The 17,118-nt window shown below is 71.0% G+C and carries 17 protein-coding genes and 1 other RNA gene; 14 read left to right on the top strand and 4 right to left on the bottom strand.

The features are described 5' to 3' along the window. The first annotated feature begins 29 nt into the window (after nucleotides 1–29). Entirely contained in the window at nucleotides 30–509 is a 480-nt protein-coding gene (locus tag G398_RS18755) for a MarR family winged helix-turn-helix transcriptional regulator (protein WP_169720677.1), read from the top strand. On the opposite strand, the gene G398_RS0114375 is transcribed toward G398_RS18755, so the two are convergent. Continuing rightward, complete coding sequence (locus tag G398_RS0114375) at nucleotides 479–2,242, bottom strand: transglutaminase-like domain-containing protein (RefSeq protein WP_026854113.1); 1,764 nt, start codon at nucleotides 2,240–2,242, stop codon at nucleotides 479–481. The two genes, G398_RS18755 and G398_RS0114375, sit on opposite strands and share 31 nt — an antisense overlap. Before the next feature lie 39 nt (nucleotides 2,243–2,281). On the opposite strand from G398_RS0114375, the gene recO reads away from it, so the two are divergent. The 7 genes from recO (at nucleotide 2,282) to G398_RS0114345 (ending at nucleotide 9,665) form a co-directional block, all read left to right on the top strand. Beyond that, nucleotides 2,282–3,019, top strand: a complete 738-nt coding sequence (gene recO / locus G398_RS21110; RefSeq protein WP_026854112.1) for a DNA repair protein RecO — start codon at nucleotides 2,282–2,284, stop codon at nucleotides 3,017–3,019. Nucleotides 3,020–3,090: 71 nt separating this feature from the next. Then, on the top strand, nucleotides 3,091–5,637 hold the full coding sequence (locus tag G398_RS0114365) for a methyl-accepting chemotaxis protein (protein WP_157492438.1): 2,547 nt from the start codon (nucleotides 3,091–3,093) through the stop codon (nucleotides 5,635–5,637). A gap of 182 nt (nucleotides 5,638–5,819) precedes the next feature. Beyond that, nucleotides 5,820–6,575 (top strand): energy transducer TonB, encoded by a 756-nt coding sequence (locus G398_RS19965; protein WP_026854110.1) that lies wholly within the window; start codon nucleotides 5,820–5,822, stop codon nucleotides 6,573–6,575. Between the two features lie 7 nt (nucleotides 6,576–6,582). Then, a complete protein-coding gene (locus G398_RS18745; protein ID WP_052572057.1) occupies nucleotides 6,583–6,954 on the top strand; it encodes an ExbD/TolR family protein in 372 nt (123 codons plus the stop codon). A gap of 18 nt (nucleotides 6,955–6,972) precedes the next feature. Then, nucleotides 6,973–7,335, top strand: an RNA gene (rnpB, locus tag G398_RS20020) — RNase P RNA component class A. Nucleotides 7,336–7,713: 378 nt separating this feature from the next. Next, the gene (locus G398_RS18740; RefSeq protein ID WP_043485499.1) at nucleotides 7,714–8,472 is read left to right on the top strand and encodes a GNAT family N-acetyltransferase; all 759 of its coding nucleotides are present in this window, start codon (nucleotides 7,714–7,716) and stop codon (nucleotides 8,470–8,472) included. A gap of 38 nt (nucleotides 8,473–8,510) precedes the next feature. After that, nucleotides 8,511–9,665 carry an MFS transporter gene (locus tag G398_RS0114345; protein WP_026854109.1) on the top strand — a complete coding sequence of 385 codons (1,155 nt, stop codon included), beginning with the start codon at nucleotides 8,511–8,513 and terminating at the stop codon, nucleotides 9,663–9,665. Here G398_RS0114345 and G398_RS19960 read toward each other — a convergent pair. Beyond that, nucleotides 9,655–10,371: a class I SAM-dependent methyltransferase gene (locus G398_RS19960; RefSeq protein WP_052572056.1), complete on the bottom strand. Its 717-nt coding sequence runs from the start codon at nucleotides 10,369–10,371 to the stop codon at nucleotides 9,655–9,657. The genes G398_RS0114345 and G398_RS19960 overlap by 11 nt on opposite strands. Nucleotides 10,372–10,478: 107 nt before the next feature. Further along, nucleotides 10,479–11,030, bottom strand: coding sequence for a hypothetical protein (locus G398_RS18730; RefSeq protein ID WP_157492436.1), 552 nt, complete (start codon nucleotides 11,028–11,030; stop codon nucleotides 10,479–10,481). Between the two features lie 108 nt (nucleotides 11,031–11,138). Between G398_RS18730 and G398_RS18725 the strand changes: the two genes are divergently transcribed. From G398_RS18725 to G398_RS0114305, 6 genes are all read left to right on the top strand, one after another. After that, entirely contained in the window at nucleotides 11,139–11,639 is a 501-nt protein-coding gene (locus G398_RS18725) for a Fur family transcriptional regulator (RefSeq protein WP_052572055.1), read from the top strand. Between the two features lie 122 nt (nucleotides 11,640–11,761). Beyond that, nucleotides 11,762–12,829 (top strand): adenosine deaminase, encoded by a 1,068-nt coding sequence (gene add, locus G398_RS0114325; protein WP_026854108.1) that lies wholly within the window; start codon nucleotides 11,762–11,764, stop codon nucleotides 12,827–12,829. 26 nt (nucleotides 12,830–12,855) lie between these two features. Further along, nucleotides 12,856–13,851 carry a DHH family phosphoesterase gene (locus tag G398_RS0114320; RefSeq protein ID WP_026854107.1) on the top strand — a complete coding sequence of 332 codons (996 nt, stop codon included), beginning with the start codon at nucleotides 12,856–12,858 and terminating at the stop codon, nucleotides 13,849–13,851. A 106-nt stretch (nucleotides 13,852–13,957) separates the two neighbouring features. Then, nucleotides 13,958–14,617, top strand: a complete 660-nt coding sequence (gene ribA, locus G398_RS0114315; RefSeq protein WP_084512797.1) for a GTP cyclohydrolase II — start codon at nucleotides 13,958–13,960, stop codon at nucleotides 14,615–14,617. Between the two features lie 92 nt (nucleotides 14,618–14,709). Next, on the top strand, nucleotides 14,710–15,159 hold the full coding sequence (locus G398_RS0114310; RefSeq protein WP_043485494.1) for a DUF2721 domain-containing protein: 450 nt from the start codon (nucleotides 14,710–14,712) through the stop codon (nucleotides 15,157–15,159). A gap of 54 nt (nucleotides 15,160–15,213) precedes the next feature. After that, nucleotides 15,214–16,005, top strand: a complete 792-nt coding sequence (locus tag G398_RS0114305; protein WP_026854104.1) for an SDR family oxidoreductase — start codon at nucleotides 15,214–15,216, stop codon at nucleotides 16,003–16,005. Between the two features lie 186 nt (nucleotides 16,006–16,191). On the opposite strand, the gene G398_RS0114300 is transcribed toward G398_RS0114305, so the two are convergent. Beyond that, on the bottom strand, nucleotides 16,192–17,076 hold the full coding sequence (locus G398_RS0114300; protein ID WP_211229101.1) for a pseudouridine synthase: 885 nt from the start codon (nucleotides 17,074–17,076) through the stop codon (nucleotides 16,192–16,194). Nucleotides 17,077–17,118 lie beyond the last annotated feature (42 nt).

Genomic DNA, 17,118 nt, shown 5'->3' with positions numbered 1-17,118 from the left:
CCGCCATGTCCCTGCAGGAAGAACTCCAGATGTCGACACTCCCGGCCCCGGGAGTCCAGCTCATGCTCCAGCTCATGCTGACGCGGGAGGCCGTCGTCCGCGTCCAGGAGCGGCTCTTCGAGGCCCACGGCCTCACCATCCAGCAGTACAACGTCCTGCGCATCGCCCGGGGCGGGCCGGCCAAGGGCCACCCCATCTATGAGATCGAGCGGAGGATGATCTACCGCTTCGCCAACGTGACCCGGCTGGTGGACCGCCTGGAGGCCCAGGGCCTGCTCAAGCGGGTGGCGGATCCCAAGGACCGCCGCGTGAGCCGCGTGGTCATCACGCCCAAGGGGCGCCGCCTCATGGAGCGCCTGGATGAGCCCGTGCGGGTCATGGCCACCCAGCTCACCAGCTGCTGTGACGAGCAGGAGTGCCTGAACGTCTCGCTCTGGCTGGAGCGGCTGCGGGAGCACTGCCTCCAGCAGGAGGGGATTCAGGACGACCTGGTGGGCGCCATCAACTGATCCAGCAGCTGGTAGGCGGCCACCTCGGACACCCCATCCAGGCGCAGCCAGCGGCCCTGGCCGAGGTCCATCCACAGGCGGCGGGCCGCCGGATCCCACCAGCCCTCCCTGAGGGTCCGGGGTCCCGCCAGACGGCGATTTCCCTTCAGCTGGGCCTGCCCGGGGCGCGGCGTGGCCTCCACGGTCCAGGTGCGGTTCAGGGTGAGGATGCCCTGGTCCAGGCGCCACTGGCCGCCGGGCAGGCGCAGGCGGCTCCCGTCCGAGGCCGTCACCAAGTCGCCCTCCAGGCGGGTGCCCTTGCCCCAGGGTGAGGAGCCCTCCCGCTCGGGGACCCAGCGGATGCCGGAGAAGGCCAGGGCCGCTCCCTCCCAGCCCACGCTGCCGAGGTCGGAGAGGTCCGTGTCGCCCAGCTTGATGCGCAGCGCCGAGGCCGGCGCCTGGTCGAAGGTGGGGTCCACGGGCACCCAGCGGTCCCCCAGCTTCACCTCCACCCAGAAGTGCAGGCCCAGGGTGTCCTCGAGCCCGACCCAGCCCGTCACGCCCCGGGCGGGCACGCCCAGGCGCCGCAGCAGCGCCACGGCCAGCACGCCGTGCTCGGTGCAGTCGCCCCGCGGCGAGCGGCAGACCTCCAGGGCCGAGGCGAAGCCCACGGTGAAGTCCTTGTCGGTGATCCAGTCGAAGACGAAGGCGGTCACGCGCTTCGCCAGCTCCCAGCGGGGCAGGCCCGGGGGGAGGGCCAGGCGCCGGAGGAGGCCGTCGAAGGCCGGGTCCCGGAAGGGCACCAGGGGGCTGGGGGCCAGGTAGCGGGCCTCCGAGGCCGGGGGCCTCCCCGCCACGGGGAGCTGGGCCGCCTCGGCGGCGCTGGGTTCCGCCGCCCGGCTCAGGCGCCAGCGCCCTCCCGGCAGCCGGACCTGCTGGGCATCCCCGGGCAGGTCCGGTGCCGGGCCCTCGGCCCGCAGGGTCAGGCTCTTCAGCCAGGGCTGGAAGGGGTGGGGCGGCAGGGTCTGGAGGGTGCGCTCGAAGAAACCCTCCGCCGCGCCGGCCCGGACCCGGGGGGCGGGAAGCTCCGCCCGCTGCATCAGGATGGCGAGGCCGCCCAGCTCCGTGCGCTGGCGGAGCTCGCCCTGGCTCGGCGAGATCCAGACTTCCACCGGCGTGGCCGAGGCCCCCTGGGTCTCCTGTCCCGTGAAGCGCACGGCGTCGGGGAAGCCCGGCAGCGGATCCGGTCCCGCGGGCGCCAGGGCGAGGGTGCTCCACTGCTGGACTGGGAAGGAGTAGGTGATGGCCGTGACGGGACGGCGCAGGCGCGCGGCCTCCATGAGCCGGGCGTCCAGGTCTTCAGGCCAGAGCAGGGCGCCCTCGGGCACCTGCGTGCGGAGGGCCGCGCCGTTCAGCGGGTGGAGGCTCAGGGTTCCCGGCTCCCTGGGGGACCACTCCGCCCGGCCCTCGAAGGGCTCCTTGGACAGCTGGAGCCGCCAGGTGAAGGTCATGGAGCCGTCCGGGGCGCGGCGGGCGGTCTGATCCACTTCCTGGCGGATCTCCTGGCCCAGGCGCGAGAGGGACATCCACTCGCGGTTCCGCACCTCCCGGGCGCCGTTTCCCGCTTTCGCCTCCTGGGAGGCGCCGCCCACCTCCTGGTCGCCCACCCACTGGCGGTAGGTGCGGACCGGCGCCTCCTGGGCGGCCAGGAGGAGCCCGCCGAGAGCCGCCACGAGAAGGATGGATGCGCGCATCGCACCAGTCTACCGTTCGAAACAGGGCAGACTGGAGGGGTGATCCGGACCCACGCCGCCATCGTGCTCAAGGCTGTGCCCTTCGCCGAGGGCGGGGCCGTGGTCTCCTTCCTGTCCGAGCACGGGGAGCGGCTGTCGGGCCTGGCCAAGGGCGTGAAGAAGCCCACCGCCAAGTGGGTGGCGGCCTTCGAGCCCCTGGGCATGGTGAAGGTGAGCTTCTTCGGCAAGGAGCAGACAGAGCTGAAGCGCGTCACCCGCTGCGAGTTGGCCTTCAGCCCGCTGACCCTGGGCCACCTGGAGTGCAGCCTCGTCATGGCCTGCCTGGCGGACCTCTTCGACCGGGTGGCCCGGGAGGGCGTGGAGGATGACCGCCTCTACCGCCTGCTCAGCGCCTGTGGCCGGGCCCTCAAGGCCGACCCGGACAATGCCCTGGGCATCCTGGCCTACGCCGAGCACTGGCTGCTCCACTGCCTGGGCCTGCTGCCCCACCCGCGGGTCTGCGGGCGCTGCGGGAACGAGACGGCGCCCCTGGCCCTCCTCGACCCGGACCAGGGCTGGTGCTGCACGGCCTGCACGGCCGTGGATCCGGCCGAGGCCCTGCCCCCCGGCGCCCGGGAATACCTGCGCCGGCTGCGCACCAGCGGCGCCGAGACCGCCCCCCGCTTGGATCCCGGCGACGAGGGCCAGGCAGCCGTCACGGCCCTCCTGCGGGCCCGGCTCCTCCAGGAGCTGGGGGGCGGCCTCCGGAGCTACGACGTGCTCTGGCGAACGATCTGAACTTGCCTCCGCCGGCCCAGGCGACGATGGGATGCCATGGTTCGAGGGTGGACATGCGGCTGGGTGGCTTCTTGACGAGATGGGATGGCGGGACCCGCCGCTGGGCGGCCGACCTCGCCGTGCTCCCCTTCCTGGGCATCGTGGCCTACTTCCTGTTCAGGGCCTCGGACTCCCTGAAGCCCGGGGAGGCGGCGATCCTGATGATGGCGGCCGCCGGCCTCGTCCTGCTGGGGCGGCGGTGGTACGCCTGGCAGCAGGCCCTGGCCCCGGAGAGCCTCCTGTCCGATTGGGCTGCGCGCATCCTCCAGGGTGACCACGCGCGGATGGCGCCCCCGGCGGGCCTGGATCCCGAGACCCGCCAGGTGGTGGAGGCCCTCAACGCCCTGTTGGAGGAGAACCGCCGGGTCGGGGAGCAGCTGGCGTCCATCCACCGGGCCGTGGCCCGGGAATGGGTGGATCTGGATGGCCTGCTGGCGGAGATCCAGCGGCAGGCCATGGTGGACCGTGCGGCGCGGACCGGGGCGGGCGAGCGTTTGGCGGCCTACGGCCGGGACCTGAGGGAGACCGTGGAGGGCTCCCTGAGGTTCGATCGGATCGAGCTGGATCAGCGGCTGCGGGCAGGCCAGTACCAGCTCCTGGGCCGGACCTTCTGGACGGCGGTGGAACAGGCCCAGGGGCGGCTGGGGGAGATCGAGACCTTGCTGACGGAGCTGCGGGGCACCTTCCCGCGCCTGCAAAAGGAGGAGGAGGCGCTGGGCCGGCTCGCGGACGCCGGGCTCCGGCAGGGCGAGCGCCTGGACCTGGCGGTCAAGGGGCTGTCGTCCCACGCGCCCCGGCTCATGGAGGAAGTGAAGGCCCGCGGGGAGCAGCTCCGGAGGTTCCGGACCTCCGCCGATGGCGTGAGGGATCAGCTGGAGGCCCTGGGCCGGCGCATCGAGGCCTTCAGGGTGGAGTCGCAGCGTCGCATCCTGGCTTTCGGGGGAGCCCAGGGGGCCATCCATGCCATCGGCGAGGCGGCTCAGCAGACGGGGCTGCTGGCGGTGAACGCCGCGATCCTGGCCCAGCAGGGCGGGGGCGCGGCGGGCATGCAGGCCATCGGGGGGCGCCTCCGCGGCCTGGCGGACCAGACCTCCCGCGGGACCGCGGAGCTGGAGCGCGCCCTGGACGAGCACCAGCGGGGCATGGAGCGCGAGAGCAGCGGGCTGTGGGATCTCCAGGAGGTGGTTCAGGCCCTCGGCACGGACCTCCAGGAGCTCCTCCTGGCGGCAGGCCATGTGGACCGGCAGGGCCAGGACCTGGAGCGCGCCCTGGAGGCCCATGCGGGGCTGGTGGAGCAGGTCCGCGCAGCCTCGGAACGGGCGGGGAGGTCCCTCGCGGAGGTCGGCGGATGCTCGATGGCCTTCCGGGAGGCGCTGGGCCGGCAATGGGGCGTGGAGGCCAAGGCCGCCGTGGGGGTGGAGGAGCTGTTCCGGTCCGGCCGGCACATGGCCGATGTGGGCAGGGAACTCTCCAGGGCCAGCCGGAGGACCGTGGAGGAGATCGGGGAGATCCTCGACGGGCACCAGAAGCTGCGCCAGAGCGAAGCCTACCGCCAGATCGCCTCCGGCGACCTCGCCTGCCTGCTCGGCATGGAGGGAGCCGGGGAACCGGTCTGGAACCGGGCGGTCTGGGCCAGGGCCGAGCGACGCACACGCCTGCTGGAGGCGGGAGGCCCCCTCCCGCCCCTGGGCCGCCGGGAGTCCGCAGGCGGGCTCCGGCTGCTCCTGCTGGGGCAGGATGCCCTGGGGCGTCCTGAAGCCTCCGCCCTGGCGGCCTGGTCCTGCGATCCGGAAGCGAAGACCTGGCGGCTGGACCTGATCGATGGGCTGAGGACCGAGGACCACCGGCAGGCGCTCCAGGAGGTGCTCCGGGAGAGTGCCCTGGAGGCCTGCCTGCCGGGCACGGCCGTGCGGGTCGCGGAGACCGGCGTGGACCTGCGGCTGCCCTTCTCGTACCCCGGGTTCCCGCACTTCCTGGCGGGCCTGGGCCTGGAGCTGGCCGTGGATCCGGCGGAGTGGGATGCGCCCTTCCGGGAGGCGGAGCCGAGGGCGGTTCCCGTCCAGCCGTTCCTCTGGTGCGGGCCCGACATGGACCGGTCCAGCCGCCTTGGCCTCATGCGGCTGGTGCACACCTGGGTCCGCAACGATCCCCAGCACGAGAGCTTCATGCTCTGGCTGCCCTACGAAGGGCGGCGGCCTCCCTGTCCCAGGCTGGCGGAGGCCGAGGTGGAGCAGGGCCTGGAGGGGCGGCCGAAGGTCCGCTGCGTGGGTCTGGATGCCGATGCCTCGGGACTCCGGAGCCTGCTGGACCGCTTGGTCGAGGCCGGCGCCGAGGAGGGGGAAGGGGGCGCCGTCCTCTGCGCGGCGGGGCTGGGCCATGCCCATCCCGAGGCCCTGCTCCTGCGGCTCTTCCAATCCGGCGAGGGCATGGCGGATTCACCGCACCCGGACCTGGTGGCCCCCCGCGCCCGCTTCCGGGCCGAGGTGCTGGGTGGAGACGGAGACCCCCACTGGGCCGCCTGGCTCATTCTGGAGGACCTCCAGCGGAAGGGCTGGGCGCTGCCCCTACCGCAGGTATGAGGCCTTGATGCGGCCTGGACGGGGTTGACAGGGCCGCCGCGGCGCCGATACCTGATGCAAGCGATCTTTGGACCTCCTCCAGACGGTGTGTGATCCAGGGCCCGGGATTGCCGCCAACCAGCTTCCACTCCGGTGGCGGCGGGACTGCGGGAGGCCACGGAACGCCACCCACAGGAGACACCATGTCCAACTTCGCGCTCCGGCGCGGCCGGGGGCTTGCCTGCCCGGACCTGCCGCCCACCCTCCAGCCCCACGCCATCCTCGCCGCCGCCCCGGCTTCCGATCTGCGGCGCACGGCCGCGCTGTCCGGCCTGGTCTACCTCTTCCTCGCAGGTGGGGCCATCGCGCTCGCCTCGCTCGGGCCGAAGACGGTCCTGGCACCGATCCTCCCGCCCGCCCCTCCCTGGAGGCCGGTGGAGCTCGACGGGCCCCCGCGGGCGAGACCCCTCGAACGCACGGCCCCCGCGCCCGCCGGGGGCGGAGGCGGGGAGGCCACCGCCACCCACGCCGCCGCTCCCAGCCGCGAGGAGGATCCCCAGGTCCCCGCGGATGGCCTGTCCACGGTGGATCGCAGCCACGAGACACCCGGGGTGGGGCCCGCCCTTCCGGGACCCGCCGTGCCTGCGCCCGGGCCCACGGGAACCGGCACCGGTCCGCAGATCCACGACTTCACGGCCTCCGCGCCGGCCATCCTCCATCGTGTGGATCCCCTCTACCCGGAGCTGGCCCGCCGGGCCCGGGTCCAGGGCACGGTGGTGCTGATGATGGTCGTGGACGAGCGGGGCGTGCCCATGCAGGTGCGCGTCCTCGACGGCCCCGCGTCTCTGCAGGACGCCGCTCTGCAGGCCGCCCGGCAGTGGCGCTTCGAGCCGGCCCAGATGGATGGCCGTCCGGTGGCCGCGAGCTTCCGGCTCACCTTGAACTTCCGGCTGAGGTGAGGCGGCCATGGTCGGGAGACTCCGAAGCGACATCAATGTCACGCCCCTGGTGGACATCGTCCTGGTCCTGCTCATCGTGTTCATCACCCTGGTGCCGGCCCTGCCCCGCGCCCTGGCCACGGTCCTGCCCCGCAGCGGGACCGGGCCGGCCCCGGCCCTGATCCGTCTCACCTTGGCGGCGGACGGCACGCTCGCCATGGACGGCGCGACGATCACCCTCGCGGAGCTGCCCGGGCTGCTCCGCGCCACCACGGGGAAGGTGGTCCTGCGGGTCCATCCTTCGTTGCCGTTCCATCGCGCCACGAGCGTGCTGGATGCGGTGAAGGGGGCGAGGTCGGAAGCGATGCCCGCCCTGATCGCGGCGCCGGAGGATGCCTAGTTCGTGCTAGCCTCGACCCTTGTGGATCAGGGCGTCGCTGCTCGCAAGGGCAGAGGAAAGTCCGGGCTCCACAGGGTGCTGGGCCTGGCAACACCAGGGCGGGGCGACCCGACGGAAAGTGCAACAGAGAGCAGACCGCCGATGGATCCTCGGATCACAGGCAAGGGTGAAACGGTGGGGTAAGAGCCCACCGCCGGACTGGCAACAGGACGGGCACGGTAAACCCCCCAGGGAGCAAGACCAAATAGGCCGGCGCACCGCGCAAGCGGCGAGGGTTGACCCGACCGAGCCGGCGGGTAGGTCGCTAGAGGTGGGTGGCGACATCCATCCCAGAGGAATGACGCCCCGCGACAGAACCCGGCTTACCGATCCACCACGGCCCCCGCCAGGGGGCCGTGTTTATATTCTCCGGGGGTTCACCTTGCAGCGCATGCGCTGCAAGGATCTATCGGCGCGCTGCGCGCCTCCGCCTGACGCACGCCTTGCGTGCTCCCGCTCGCGAGCTCGCGGAGTCGGAGCCTCCCCCCGGACCTTCGCGCTCAGCCCGGCAAAGCCGGGCCTCTGCTTGACGATTCCCCCGAAGGTTCGGCTACGCTGATGGCTTCTCCGGATAGGCCTCTGACCCGCTTCCGCCATCGCTCCTGTTCCGCGCCTGGACTTGGCGCCGGGGCCCTGCGCCTGGGCTGACGCAAGGGCGCATTGCGCAGGCATTGCCGCCGCGCCTTCGGGCGGGCGGACCATCCCATTCCGGAGATTCCGATGTTCCATGATCCCCTCGGCCTGGCCCGCCGCCTCGAGCGCGCCCAGGTCCTTCAGAACGAACGCTTCAACCAGGCCGCCGGCGGCAGGAGCCTGCCGGTGGGCGGCGGCTTCGCGCACTTCCGCGGCGAGAGCCATCCCCTCAACCAGGCGCTGGGCCTGACCCGGCCCCTCGCCGAATCCGATCTGGAAGCCGTCGAAGGCTTCCTCGGCGCGCCCACGGTGCTGGAGCTGAGCCCTGCCGCCGATCCGTCCCTCTGGCCGATGCTGGCCCGGCGCGGCTACCGGCTCCAGGCCTTCCAGCAGCTCTGGGTTCGCGGGCTCGACGCTGCGCTCCCGCCGGAGGGTGGGGCGCGGATCCGTCTGGCGGAACCGGCCGAGGCCGGAACCTTCAACCGCCTGGTGGCTGCGGGCTTCCAGGAGCGCGATGCCTGGCGGGACCTGACACCACCCTTCGAGATGCCGCTGGGCGTCCCGGAGGCTTGGGGCTTCCTGGCCTTTGCGGGCGAGGAGCCCGCCGGGGGCGGCATGCTGGGAATTGTGGATGGGGTTGCCCTCCTGTCAGGCGACGCCGTGCTCCCGCGCTTCCGAGGCCGGGGTTTTCAGCAGGCCCTCATCGCCGCGCGGCTGGCTTTCGCGCGGGACCGGGGCTGCGACCTGGCGTGCGCCTCCACGGCGCCGGGGACCGCCAGCCAGCGCTCCTATGAGGCCTGCGGCTTCCGCGCGGCCTATCCGAAGGTGGAGATGGCGCGGGGCTGAAGGCCAGGGCGGAGAGGGCGGGATGCGATAGTGGGGGGATGCGCCGTCCCGCTCCCCCCACCGCCGCCCTCCTCGTGACGGCCCTGGCCTTCCATGTGGACATGCTCCTCTACTACCTGCTGGTGCCGCTGCTGCCCCGGTACGCGCGGGACCTGCACCTGAACCCGATGGAGGTGGGGATCCTCTTCGGGAGCTACGCGGTGGCCCTGCTGGCGGCCACCTTCCCCGTGGCCATCCTCACCGATCGCGTGGGCCGGAAGGCGCCCATGCTGTGGGGGCTGGCGGGGCTGGCCATCACCACCCTGGTCTTCGCCCTCTCGAAGCAGTACTGGCTGCTGGTGCTGGCCCGCTTCCTCCAGGGTGTGGCCGGGGCCGCCACCTGGCTGCCGGGCATGGCCCTGCTGGCGGACCACTTCCCCAGCGAATCCCGCGGCCGGGCCATGGGCACGGCCTTCGCCGCCGCCAACCTGGGCGTGCTCATCGGGCCGCCGCTCTCCGGCTTCCTCGATCAGCACGCCGGCCCCGCTTCCCCCTTCGTGCTGGGCGCGGTCCTGGTGGGCCTGGACGCGGCAGGCCGGGCCTTCCTGCTGCCCGAGGTGGAGCCGGACCGGGGGCCGCGGCTACCCTTCCGACAGCTGCTGTCCAATCCAACCATCCGGGTCTTCGCTGGGGCCATGGCCCTGGGCTCCTGTCTGTGGGCCCTGCTGGAGTCCACCCTGCCCCTGGACATGGACCGCCGCCTGGGCCAGTCCCCATCCCAGATCGGCCTGTATTTCGCCGCGGCGGCCCTGGCCCACACCTTCACCTCGCCCCTCATGGGCCGGCTCTCGGACCGCATCGGGCGGGTGCGGGTGCTGCGCATGGGGCTGTGCCTGGCCCTCGTGCTGATCCCGCTCCCGGTCCTGCTGCCGCGGCCCTGGATGGTGGCGCTGGCCATGATGGGCCTGGGCAGCACGGCCAGCTTCATCATGAGTCCCAGCAGCCCCGCGGTGGCGGACCAGGTGGAGCGCCAGGGAAGCCAGAGCTTCGCGTCGGCCTTCTCCATCCTGAACCTGGCCTACTCCGTTGGCCTCATGGTGGGCCCTCTGGTGGGCGGCGCCCTGGTGCAGGGCCTGGGCCTCCCGCTGGCCATGGGCCTCTGCGGCCTGGGCTTCGGCGCCTACCTGTTCGCCACCCGGGGCGTCACCGCCTGAGGGCCCGGTAGATCCACCGTTCCGCATCCCCGGTCCAGGCGCGCCCATCCAGGCCGCCGTAGGCCGCCGGGGCGCCGAAGCCGGCCTCCGCGAGACAGGCGCGGACCTCGGTATCCGTGGGGATCCAGATGTCGTGGCGGAAGGCCTGGCCCTGGCAGCGGCGCTCGGTGCGGATGCGCCGGCCATCGGGGGTCCAGGTCGCGCGTTCCTCGTAGCCTTCCTCCGGGAACTCCAGCCATTCCCCCTCCACGTCGGCCACGGCGTTCCGCAGGAACTTCCGGCCCGCCAGGTCCAGGAGGAGGGCGCCGCCGGGCCTCAGCACCCGGGCGAACTCCGCCAGCTGGCGGAGGTTCTCCGCCTCCGTGGCGAAGTAGCCCCAGCTGGTGTAGGCGCAGAAGACGCCGTCGGCGCAGCCATCGCGGAAGGGCAGGGCGCGGAAGTCCAGGCGGGCGAGGGGGGCGGGCTGCTCCGCCGCGTGGCGCCGGAGGTTCAGGGCGCTGAGGTCACCACCCGCCACCTCCAGGCCGCGGGCGCGGAGGTGCGGATGGAGGCGCCCCCAGCCGCAGGGCAGGTCGAGCACCCGGCTGCCCGGCGGCAGATCCAGCAGGGCCGCGAGTGCCGGCCCTTCCGTGGCGGCGTCCGCGGCCTTGTCCGCGTAGATCTGGAAGTAGGCAGGGTGGTCGAAGTCCCAGGCGAACCATTCCATAGATCGAGTGTGGCACGGCCCCGGGACAAAAGCAGAGAGCCGGCTCTGCCGGCTCTCTGCGCGGGGGGGCCGGGGGTGTGCGCGTAGCGCGGGACCCCCGGAGGGCATCAGGCCTCGTCGGAATCCGCCTTCACGAGCTTCACGATGGGCGTGGACTGGGGCGTGTTGACGATGCCCTTCCAGAGGTAGCGCGTGCCGCGCTTCTGGCCGCTCTTGGAGATCAGCTTGGTCTCCTCAAGCTCGGTGAACAGGCGGCGCAGGGTCGCCGGAGCCCAGTCGCAATCCTTGAGGTCGAGGGCCACCTGGGCCTCGAAGCTGCTGAGGGAGCCCTTGTCCTGGAGGAGGTGCATGAGGTCCTGCTTCAGATCTTCCAGCTCCGTCTTCGAGCGGCGTGCCTTGGCCTTGAAGGCCGGCGGGGCGGCCGGCGGGGGCGGCGCGGAGGGCTTGGGGGCAGGCGGCGCGGGGGCCTGCACAGCCGCAGGCGCCTGGGCCTGCACGAGCATGCCGTCGAGGTAGATGTCGCCCCGCTCGGGGCGGAAGAGCATCACCACGGAGCCGGGGGCCAGGCCTTCCTGCTGGAGTGCCGTGATCACCCGCTCCCCGATACGGGATTTCTGGTCGGCTGACAGACTTGGAGATTGGATAATGACGATGGCCATGACGACTCCACTATGTATACGGTGGATACATAATATCACCTCCGTATTTTTAAATCTGTAAAATACGAGACGCCGGGTGGACCGGATAGACTTCCTACCGAGGATCCCATGCGCAAGCCCAAGCCCGAACGTCCGGAAGAACAGCAGCGCTTCGAAACCTTTCTGCGGTCGCGCCAGCTCAAGCTGACCGGTGAGCGGCTCGAGCTGGTGGAGGAGGTCTTCGGCCAGGTCCACCACTTCGACGCGGACCAGCTGCACATGGCCCTCAAGCAGAAGGGCAAGGCCATCAGCCGGGCCACGGTGTACCGCACCCTGGACCTGCTGGTGCAGTGCGGCCTGGTGCGGAAGAGCAGCTTCGGCGACCAGCACGCGCACTACGAGGCCGTGCGCAGCAACGAGCACCACGACCACCTGATCTGCCTCAACTGCGACGCCATCATCGAGTTCTTCCGCCCGGACCTGGAGGCCCTCCAGGAGGCCATCTGCCACGAGTACGGCTTCCGGCCCATGCACCACAGCCACCAGATCTTCGGCCTGTGCAAGGAATGCCAGAGCCGCGAGACGGACGCGCCGACGCTGGCCCACCGGATGAGCCAGCTGAATGTTTAGCTGTCGGCCCTCGGCTGTCAGCTATCAGCGAAAGCGTGGGACGAGGCGATCTTCAACTGAGAGCTGACAGCTGACAGCTGACAGCTGATAGCTGACTGCCCCGCGAAGCGCTAGGCTAGGCCATGCCGAAACTCTCGCTCCAGGATCTCCAGCGCCTTCCGAAGACGGATCTGCACGTCCACCTGGACGGCAGCCTCCGCATCCCCACCATCCTCGACCTGGCGGAGCAGCAGAAGGTGAAGCTGCCCGCGGACACACCGGAGGGCCTGCGCCCCTTCGTGGAGGTGGGCGATGACTGCAAGTCGCTGGTGGAGTACCTCCGCGCCTTCGACGTGACGCTCTCGGTCATGCAGACCTACGAGAGCCTGGTCCGCACGGCCTTCGAGCTGGCGGAGGACGCGGCCAAGGAGAACGTCCGCTACATGGAGGTGCGCTACAGCCCCATCCTCCATCAGCAGAAGGGGCTCACGCTGCACGCCATCGTGCAGGCCGTGCTGGAGGGCCTGGCCCAGGCGGAGAGGCAGTACAACATCAAGACCGGCGTCATCCTCTGCGGCATGCGCCACATCTCGCCGGACATCTCGCTGCGCCTGGCGGACCTCACCGTGGCCTTCAAGAACAAGGGCGTGGTGGGCTTCGACCTGGCGGGCGCCGAGGAGAACTTCCCCGCCAAGCGGCACAAGGAGGCCTTCGGCCGGGTGCTCCAGAACAACATCAACTGCACCCTCCACGCGGGCGAGGCCTACGGGCCCGAGAGCATCCACCAGGCCATCCACCTCTGCGGCGCCCACCGCATCGGCCACGGCGTGCGGCTCATCGAGGACGGCGACCTGCTGAACTACGTGAACGACCACCGCATCCCGCTGGAGTGCTGCCCGTCGAGCAACGTGCAGACCAAGGCCGTGAAGAAGATGGCCGACCACCCCATCCGCCTCTTCTACGACCTGGGCCTGCGGGTCACCGTGAACACCGACAACCGCATGGTGACGAACACCACCGTGAGCCACGAGCTCCAGGTCATCCACGACGAGCTGGGCTTCACCCTGGAGGAGATCAAGGAGCTCATCATCATGGGCTTCAAGAGCGCCTTCCTGCCCTACGCCCTCAAGCGGGCGCTGCTGGCTGAGGTGGTGCACGAGCTGAAGGCCTTCAAGCCGGGCAGCCTCGAAAGTAAAAAGGAGCACCTCTGATATCCTGACTTCCGAGGTCAGGATTCATGCTGGATCGCTTTGCCGACTTTCTCGAGAACCACGCCAGGCTCCTTCTCACCACCCACGAGAACCCCGATGGGGATGGCGTGGGCGCGGCCGTGGCCCTGGCCGCCCACCTGAAGGGGCGGGGCAAGGAGGCCCGCATCGTCGTGGCGCCGGCGCTGCCCGAGAACCTGCGCTTCCTGGATCCGGAGGGCTGGATCGAGGCCTACGAGCCGGCCGGCGCCCACCGGGATCTGGCGGCCTGGCCCGATGCCTGGCTGCTCATCGACGCCTCGGAGCCCCACCGCATGGGCGCGCTCTTCGCGGCCTTCGAGGGCACCAGCGCCGAGCGGGCCTGCCTGGACCACCACCTGAAGGACGCTCCCCACGGCTTCGACGACGAGTTCACGGACTCCACGGCCAGCGCCAGCACCGAGCTGGTCTACGACCTGGTGCGGCCCCGCCTCGGAGGCGACCTGCCTCCGGTCATGGCCCAGGCCCTCTACGCGGGGATGGTGAGCGACACAGGCAATTTCCGCCACTCCAACACCACGCCCAAGATCCACCAGGCCGCCGCCGACCTTATCGCCCAGGGCGTCCATCCGGCTCGCACCTACAACGCCCTCTACCAGACCGCGACCCCGGCCAAGCTCAAGCTCTTCGGCCGGGCCATGGAGGGGCTCCAGATGCGGGATGGGGGACGCTTCGCCTACGTGGCCGTGACCACCGCGGACCTGGCCGCCTGCGGCGCCACCCATGAGGATCTGGACGAGCTGGTGGAGGAGCCCCGCAAGCTGAAGGGCGTAGAGGTGGCCGCCCTGTTCTCCGAGGCCGCGGACGGCCGGGCCAAGGTGAGCCTGCGGTCCCGCGAGCAGGTGGACGTGAACGCGGTCTGCCGCCTCTTCGGGGGCGGAGGCCACCGCCTGGCCTCCGGCGCCAAGGCTGCCATGCCCCTGCCGGCTTTCATCGCCCAGGTGGAGGCGGCGGTGCTGGCCCAGATGGAACGCGATATGGTCTAGCCAGGGATGGGACCGGACGGGTTGCCCTGAAAAGGCTCTGGTCCCAGACTTCATTTTCCCCTTGGGCGGCATCCAATGGATCAGCCGCACCTTCTCCCGGAACCCCATGGCCCCCAAAGAACCCAGCAGCGCCCCGAAACTCGAACTGTTCTGCAAGCTCCAGGCGGAGAAGGTCCCCTTCATCGCCAAGGCCAACGTGCCGTCCATCTTCGGCAAGTTCACGGTCTACGGCTTCCTGGAGCACGCCACGGGCAAGGAGCACCTGGCCATCGTGGCCGGCGAGATCGATGCCCGGCGCCGCATCCCGGTGCGCATCCACTCCGAGTGCTGGACCGGCGACGTGCTGGGCAGCCTCCGCTGCGACTGCCGCCAGCAGCTCGAAGAGGGGCTGCGCCACGTGGCCGAGCACGGCGGCATGGTGCTCTACCTCCGCCAGGAGGGTCGCGGCATCGGCCTCCTGAACAAGCTCAAGGCCTACGCCCTCCAGGAGCAGGGCCTCGACACCGTGGAGGCCAACCACTCCCTGGGCTTCCCGGATGATCTGCGCACCTACGACTGCGCCGTGGAGATGCTCAAGTTCTTCGGCATCACCAAAGTCAAGCTGCTGACCAACAATCCCCGGAAGATCGGGGCCCTGGAGTCCGCCGGCATCGAGGTGGAGCGGGAGCGCCACCAGCTGGCCTCCAACCCCCACAACCTGCGCTACCTCAAGACCAAGGCCCGCAAGAGCGGGCACATGCTGGATTTCGAGGAAGAGGCGCTTTAGGGGGCTGTCGGCTATCAGCTGTCAGCGAAAGAATGGGCCGAGGCCTGTTTTTAGCTGACAGCTGAGAGCCGATAGCTGATAGCTATAGACCCATGCCCAGTCCCACCCCGGTCTCGCCCCAGACCATCTCCGACATCTCCCACGTCATCCAGCTGTCGGTGGCGCCGGTGTTCCTGCTGACGTCCATCGGCACCATCCTGGGCGTGCTGTCCACGCGGCTGGCGCGCATCGTGGACCGGGCCCGGGCGCTGAAGGATCTCCTGGAGAAGGCGCCGGAGCGCCGGCACCGGGCCATCCACGACGAGATGCACACCCTGGCGCGGCGCCGGCGGTTCATCAACCTGGCCATCACCTGCGGCACCACCGCCGCGCTGCTGGTCTGCGTCAGCATCGCCGTCGTGTTCCTGGGGGCCGTGCTGAAGGTGGCGATCGCCGTGCCCGTGGCCTCGCTCTTCATCCTGGCCATGGCGGCCTTCGTGGCGGCCCTGGTGTTCTTCCTGAGGGAGATCCTCCTGGCGGTGCGGAGCCTGCACCTGGCCTGATCCCGGCCCCGTCCCCCGGCCGGGAGTGCCACAATGCCATCCAGGAGGATGCCCATGGCTCATGGACTGGAAGGCAAGGTGGCACTCGTGACGGCGGCCAGCAAGGGGCTGGGCCGGGCTTCGGCCGAGGCCCTGGCGCGGGCCGGCTGCGACCTGGCCATCTGCAGCCGGAACCAGGCCTCTGTGGAGACGGCGGCGGAGGAGATCCGCCGGGCCACGGGCCGCGCGGTGCTGCCCCTGGTCGCCGACCTCGGGCGAGCCGAGGATGTCCAGCGGGTGATCGAGGCCACCCTGGGCGCCTACGGCCGCGTGGACGTGCTGGTCTCCAACACGGGCGGGCCCCAGCCCGGCCCCTTCATGGCCTTCGACGATGCCGCCTGGCAGGGTGCCTTCGACGCGCTGCTCATGCCCGCGGTGCGCCTGGCCCGGGCCGTGGTGCCCGGCATGCAGGAACGGGGTTGGGGGCGCATCCTCTTCATCACCTCCAGCGCGGTCAAGCAGCCCATCCCCGCGCTGGTGCTGTCCAATTCGCTGCGGGCCGCGGTGACGGCCATGGCCAAGACCCTCTCGGGCCAGGTGGCGAAGGATGGCATCACGGTGAACTGCGTGGCGCCGGGGCGCATCTACACCGACCGAGTCCGCTTCCTGGACGGCGAGGCCGCCAAGGCCAGCGGCCGGTCCATGGAGGACATCCGCGCCGAGCAGGGCGCCCGCATCCCCGCCGGGCGCTATGGCGAGCCCCAGGAGTTCGGCGAGGCCGTGGCCTTCCTGGCGGGCCCCGGAGCCTCCTACATCACCGGCAGCACCCTCGCGGTGGACGGCGGGGCGATCTCGTCGCTCCTGTAAATCACTACCTGCCTCTCGTCGGGCCTCGGGTCAAAAAGATCTCCACGAAGGTCACGAAGGCACCCTGCGGATGTCCTGAGACGGAACGCTGGCGCTGGTCTTCGTGGCCTTTGCGCTCTTCTTCGTGCCCTTCGTGGAGGCTTTTGAAGCCCCTCGGTTGGCCGAGGTTCGTCGATGACCAGGAAACTACAGGCTCTTGATCGCCGCGATCTCCTGGGGGCTCAGGAAGCGCCAGGCACCGGGCTTGAGGAACTGATCGGCCAGGGGGCCGAACTGCACGCGGCGCAGCTTGCTCACGGGATGGCCCACGGCGGCGAACATGCGGCGGATCTGCTGGTTCTTGCCCTCGGTGAGGGTCACCTTCAGCCAGGGGTTGTCACCCTTCTCGGCGACCTCGATGTGGCAGGGCTTGAGGCGCCGCCCGCTGAGCAGGAAGCCCTCCTGGAGCTCCTTCATCAGCTCGGGCTTCGGCGTGCGGTGGACCTTCACCAGGTAGACCTTGGGGATCTCGTGCTCGGGTCCCATCAACACCTGGGCCAGGGCGCCGTCGTTGGTCATGAGCAGCAGGCCTTCGGAGTTGAAGTCCAGGCGGCCCACGGGGTAGAGGCGCCCCGGCACGCCCTTGAGGAGCGCCATCACCGTGGGGCGGCCCTGGTCGTCCCGCACCGTGGTGACGTAGCCCTTGGGCTTGTTCATGAGGATGTAGACCGGGGCCTCCTTGTGGATGGGGATCAGGTCCACGGTGATCTCGTCCCGGCGCGGATCGGCGCGGGTGCCCAGCTCGGTGACGGTCTTCCCGTTCACCTGCACGCGGCCGTCCAGGATGATCTGCTCGCAGGCGCGGCGGCTGTCGATGCCCGCGGCGGCGAGGATCTTCTGCAGGCGTTCCTGGCCTTGGGCCGCGGGACGGGCGGCGGGCCTGGGCGCGGTCTTGGCCTGGGTACCGGCCCGGGGCTTGGCTTGGGCCTGGGTTGGCCTGGGCTTGGCCGCAGGCCGGGGGCCGGGCCGGGAGGTGGCGGCATGGCGGGTGGCGGGCGCGGTGCGCGGCCCCTTCGGGGCGGGCTTTCTCATGGCGGCTCCTTCGGCGTCTCCCGACGCGGAAGGCCCAGTCTA

The organism is Geothrix fermentans DSM 14018, from assembly GCF_000428885.1.
In the GTDB taxonomy this organism is placed as follows: domain Bacteria; phylum Acidobacteriota; class Holophagae; order Holophagales; family Holophagaceae; genus Geothrix; species Geothrix fermentans.
The sequence above is the reverse complement of the archived record's forward strand: the minus strand, read 5'-3'. Positions and strand labels throughout refer to the sequence as shown.

Excerpts from the sequence above, each read along its gene's own strand:
- G398_RS18755 (WP_169720677.1), top strand. The coding sequence starts at position 30 with ATGTCGACACTCCCGGCCCCGGGAGTCCAGCTCATGCTCCAGCTCATG.
- G398_RS0114375 (WP_026854113.1), bottom strand. The coding sequence starts at position 2,242 with ATGCGCGCATCCATCCTTCTCGTGGCGGCTCTCGGCGGGCTCCTCCTG.
- G398_RS19965 (WP_026854110.1), top strand. The coding sequence starts at position 5,820 with ATGTCCAACTTCGCGCTCCGGCGCGGCCGGGGGCTTGCCTGCCCGGAC.
- G398_RS18745 (WP_052572057.1), top strand. The coding sequence starts at position 6,583 with ATGGTCGGGAGACTCCGAAGCGACATCAATGTCACGCCCCTGGTGGAC.
- G398_RS18740 (WP_043485499.1), top strand. The coding sequence starts at position 7,714 with ATGTTCCATGATCCCCTCGGCCTGGCCCGCCGCCTCGAGCGCGCCCAG.
- G398_RS0114345 (WP_026854109.1), top strand. The coding sequence starts at position 8,511 with ATGCGCCGTCCCGCTCCCCCCACCGCCGCCCTCCTCGTGACGGCCCTG.
- G398_RS19960 (WP_052572056.1), bottom strand. The coding sequence starts at position 10,371 with ATGGAATGGTTCGCCTGGGACTTCGACCACCCTGCCTACTTCCAGATC.
- G398_RS18730 (WP_157492436.1), bottom strand. The coding sequence starts at position 11,030 with ATGGCCATCGTCATTATCCAATCTCCAAGTCTGTCAGCCGACCAGAAA.
- G398_RS18725 (WP_052572055.1), top strand. The coding sequence starts at position 11,139 with ATGCGCAAGCCCAAGCCCGAACGTCCGGAAGAACAGCAGCGCTTCGAA.
- add (WP_026854108.1), top strand. The coding sequence starts at position 11,762 with ATGCCGAAACTCTCGCTCCAGGATCTCCAGCGCCTTCCGAAGACGGAT.
- G398_RS0114320 (WP_026854107.1), top strand. The coding sequence starts at position 12,856 with ATGCTGGATCGCTTTGCCGACTTTCTCGAGAACCACGCCAGGCTCCTT.
- ribA (WP_084512797.1), top strand. The coding sequence starts at position 13,958 with ATGGCCCCCAAAGAACCCAGCAGCGCCCCGAAACTCGAACTGTTCTGC.
- G398_RS0114310 (WP_043485494.1), top strand. The coding sequence starts at position 14,710 with ATGCCCAGTCCCACCCCGGTCTCGCCCCAGACCATCTCCGACATCTCC.
- G398_RS0114305 (WP_026854104.1), top strand. The coding sequence starts at position 15,214 with ATGGCTCATGGACTGGAAGGCAAGGTGGCACTCGTGACGGCGGCCAGC.
- G398_RS0114300 (WP_211229101.1), bottom strand. The coding sequence starts at position 17,076 with ATGAGAAAGCCCGCCCCGAAGGGGCCGCGCACCGCGCCCGCCACCCGC.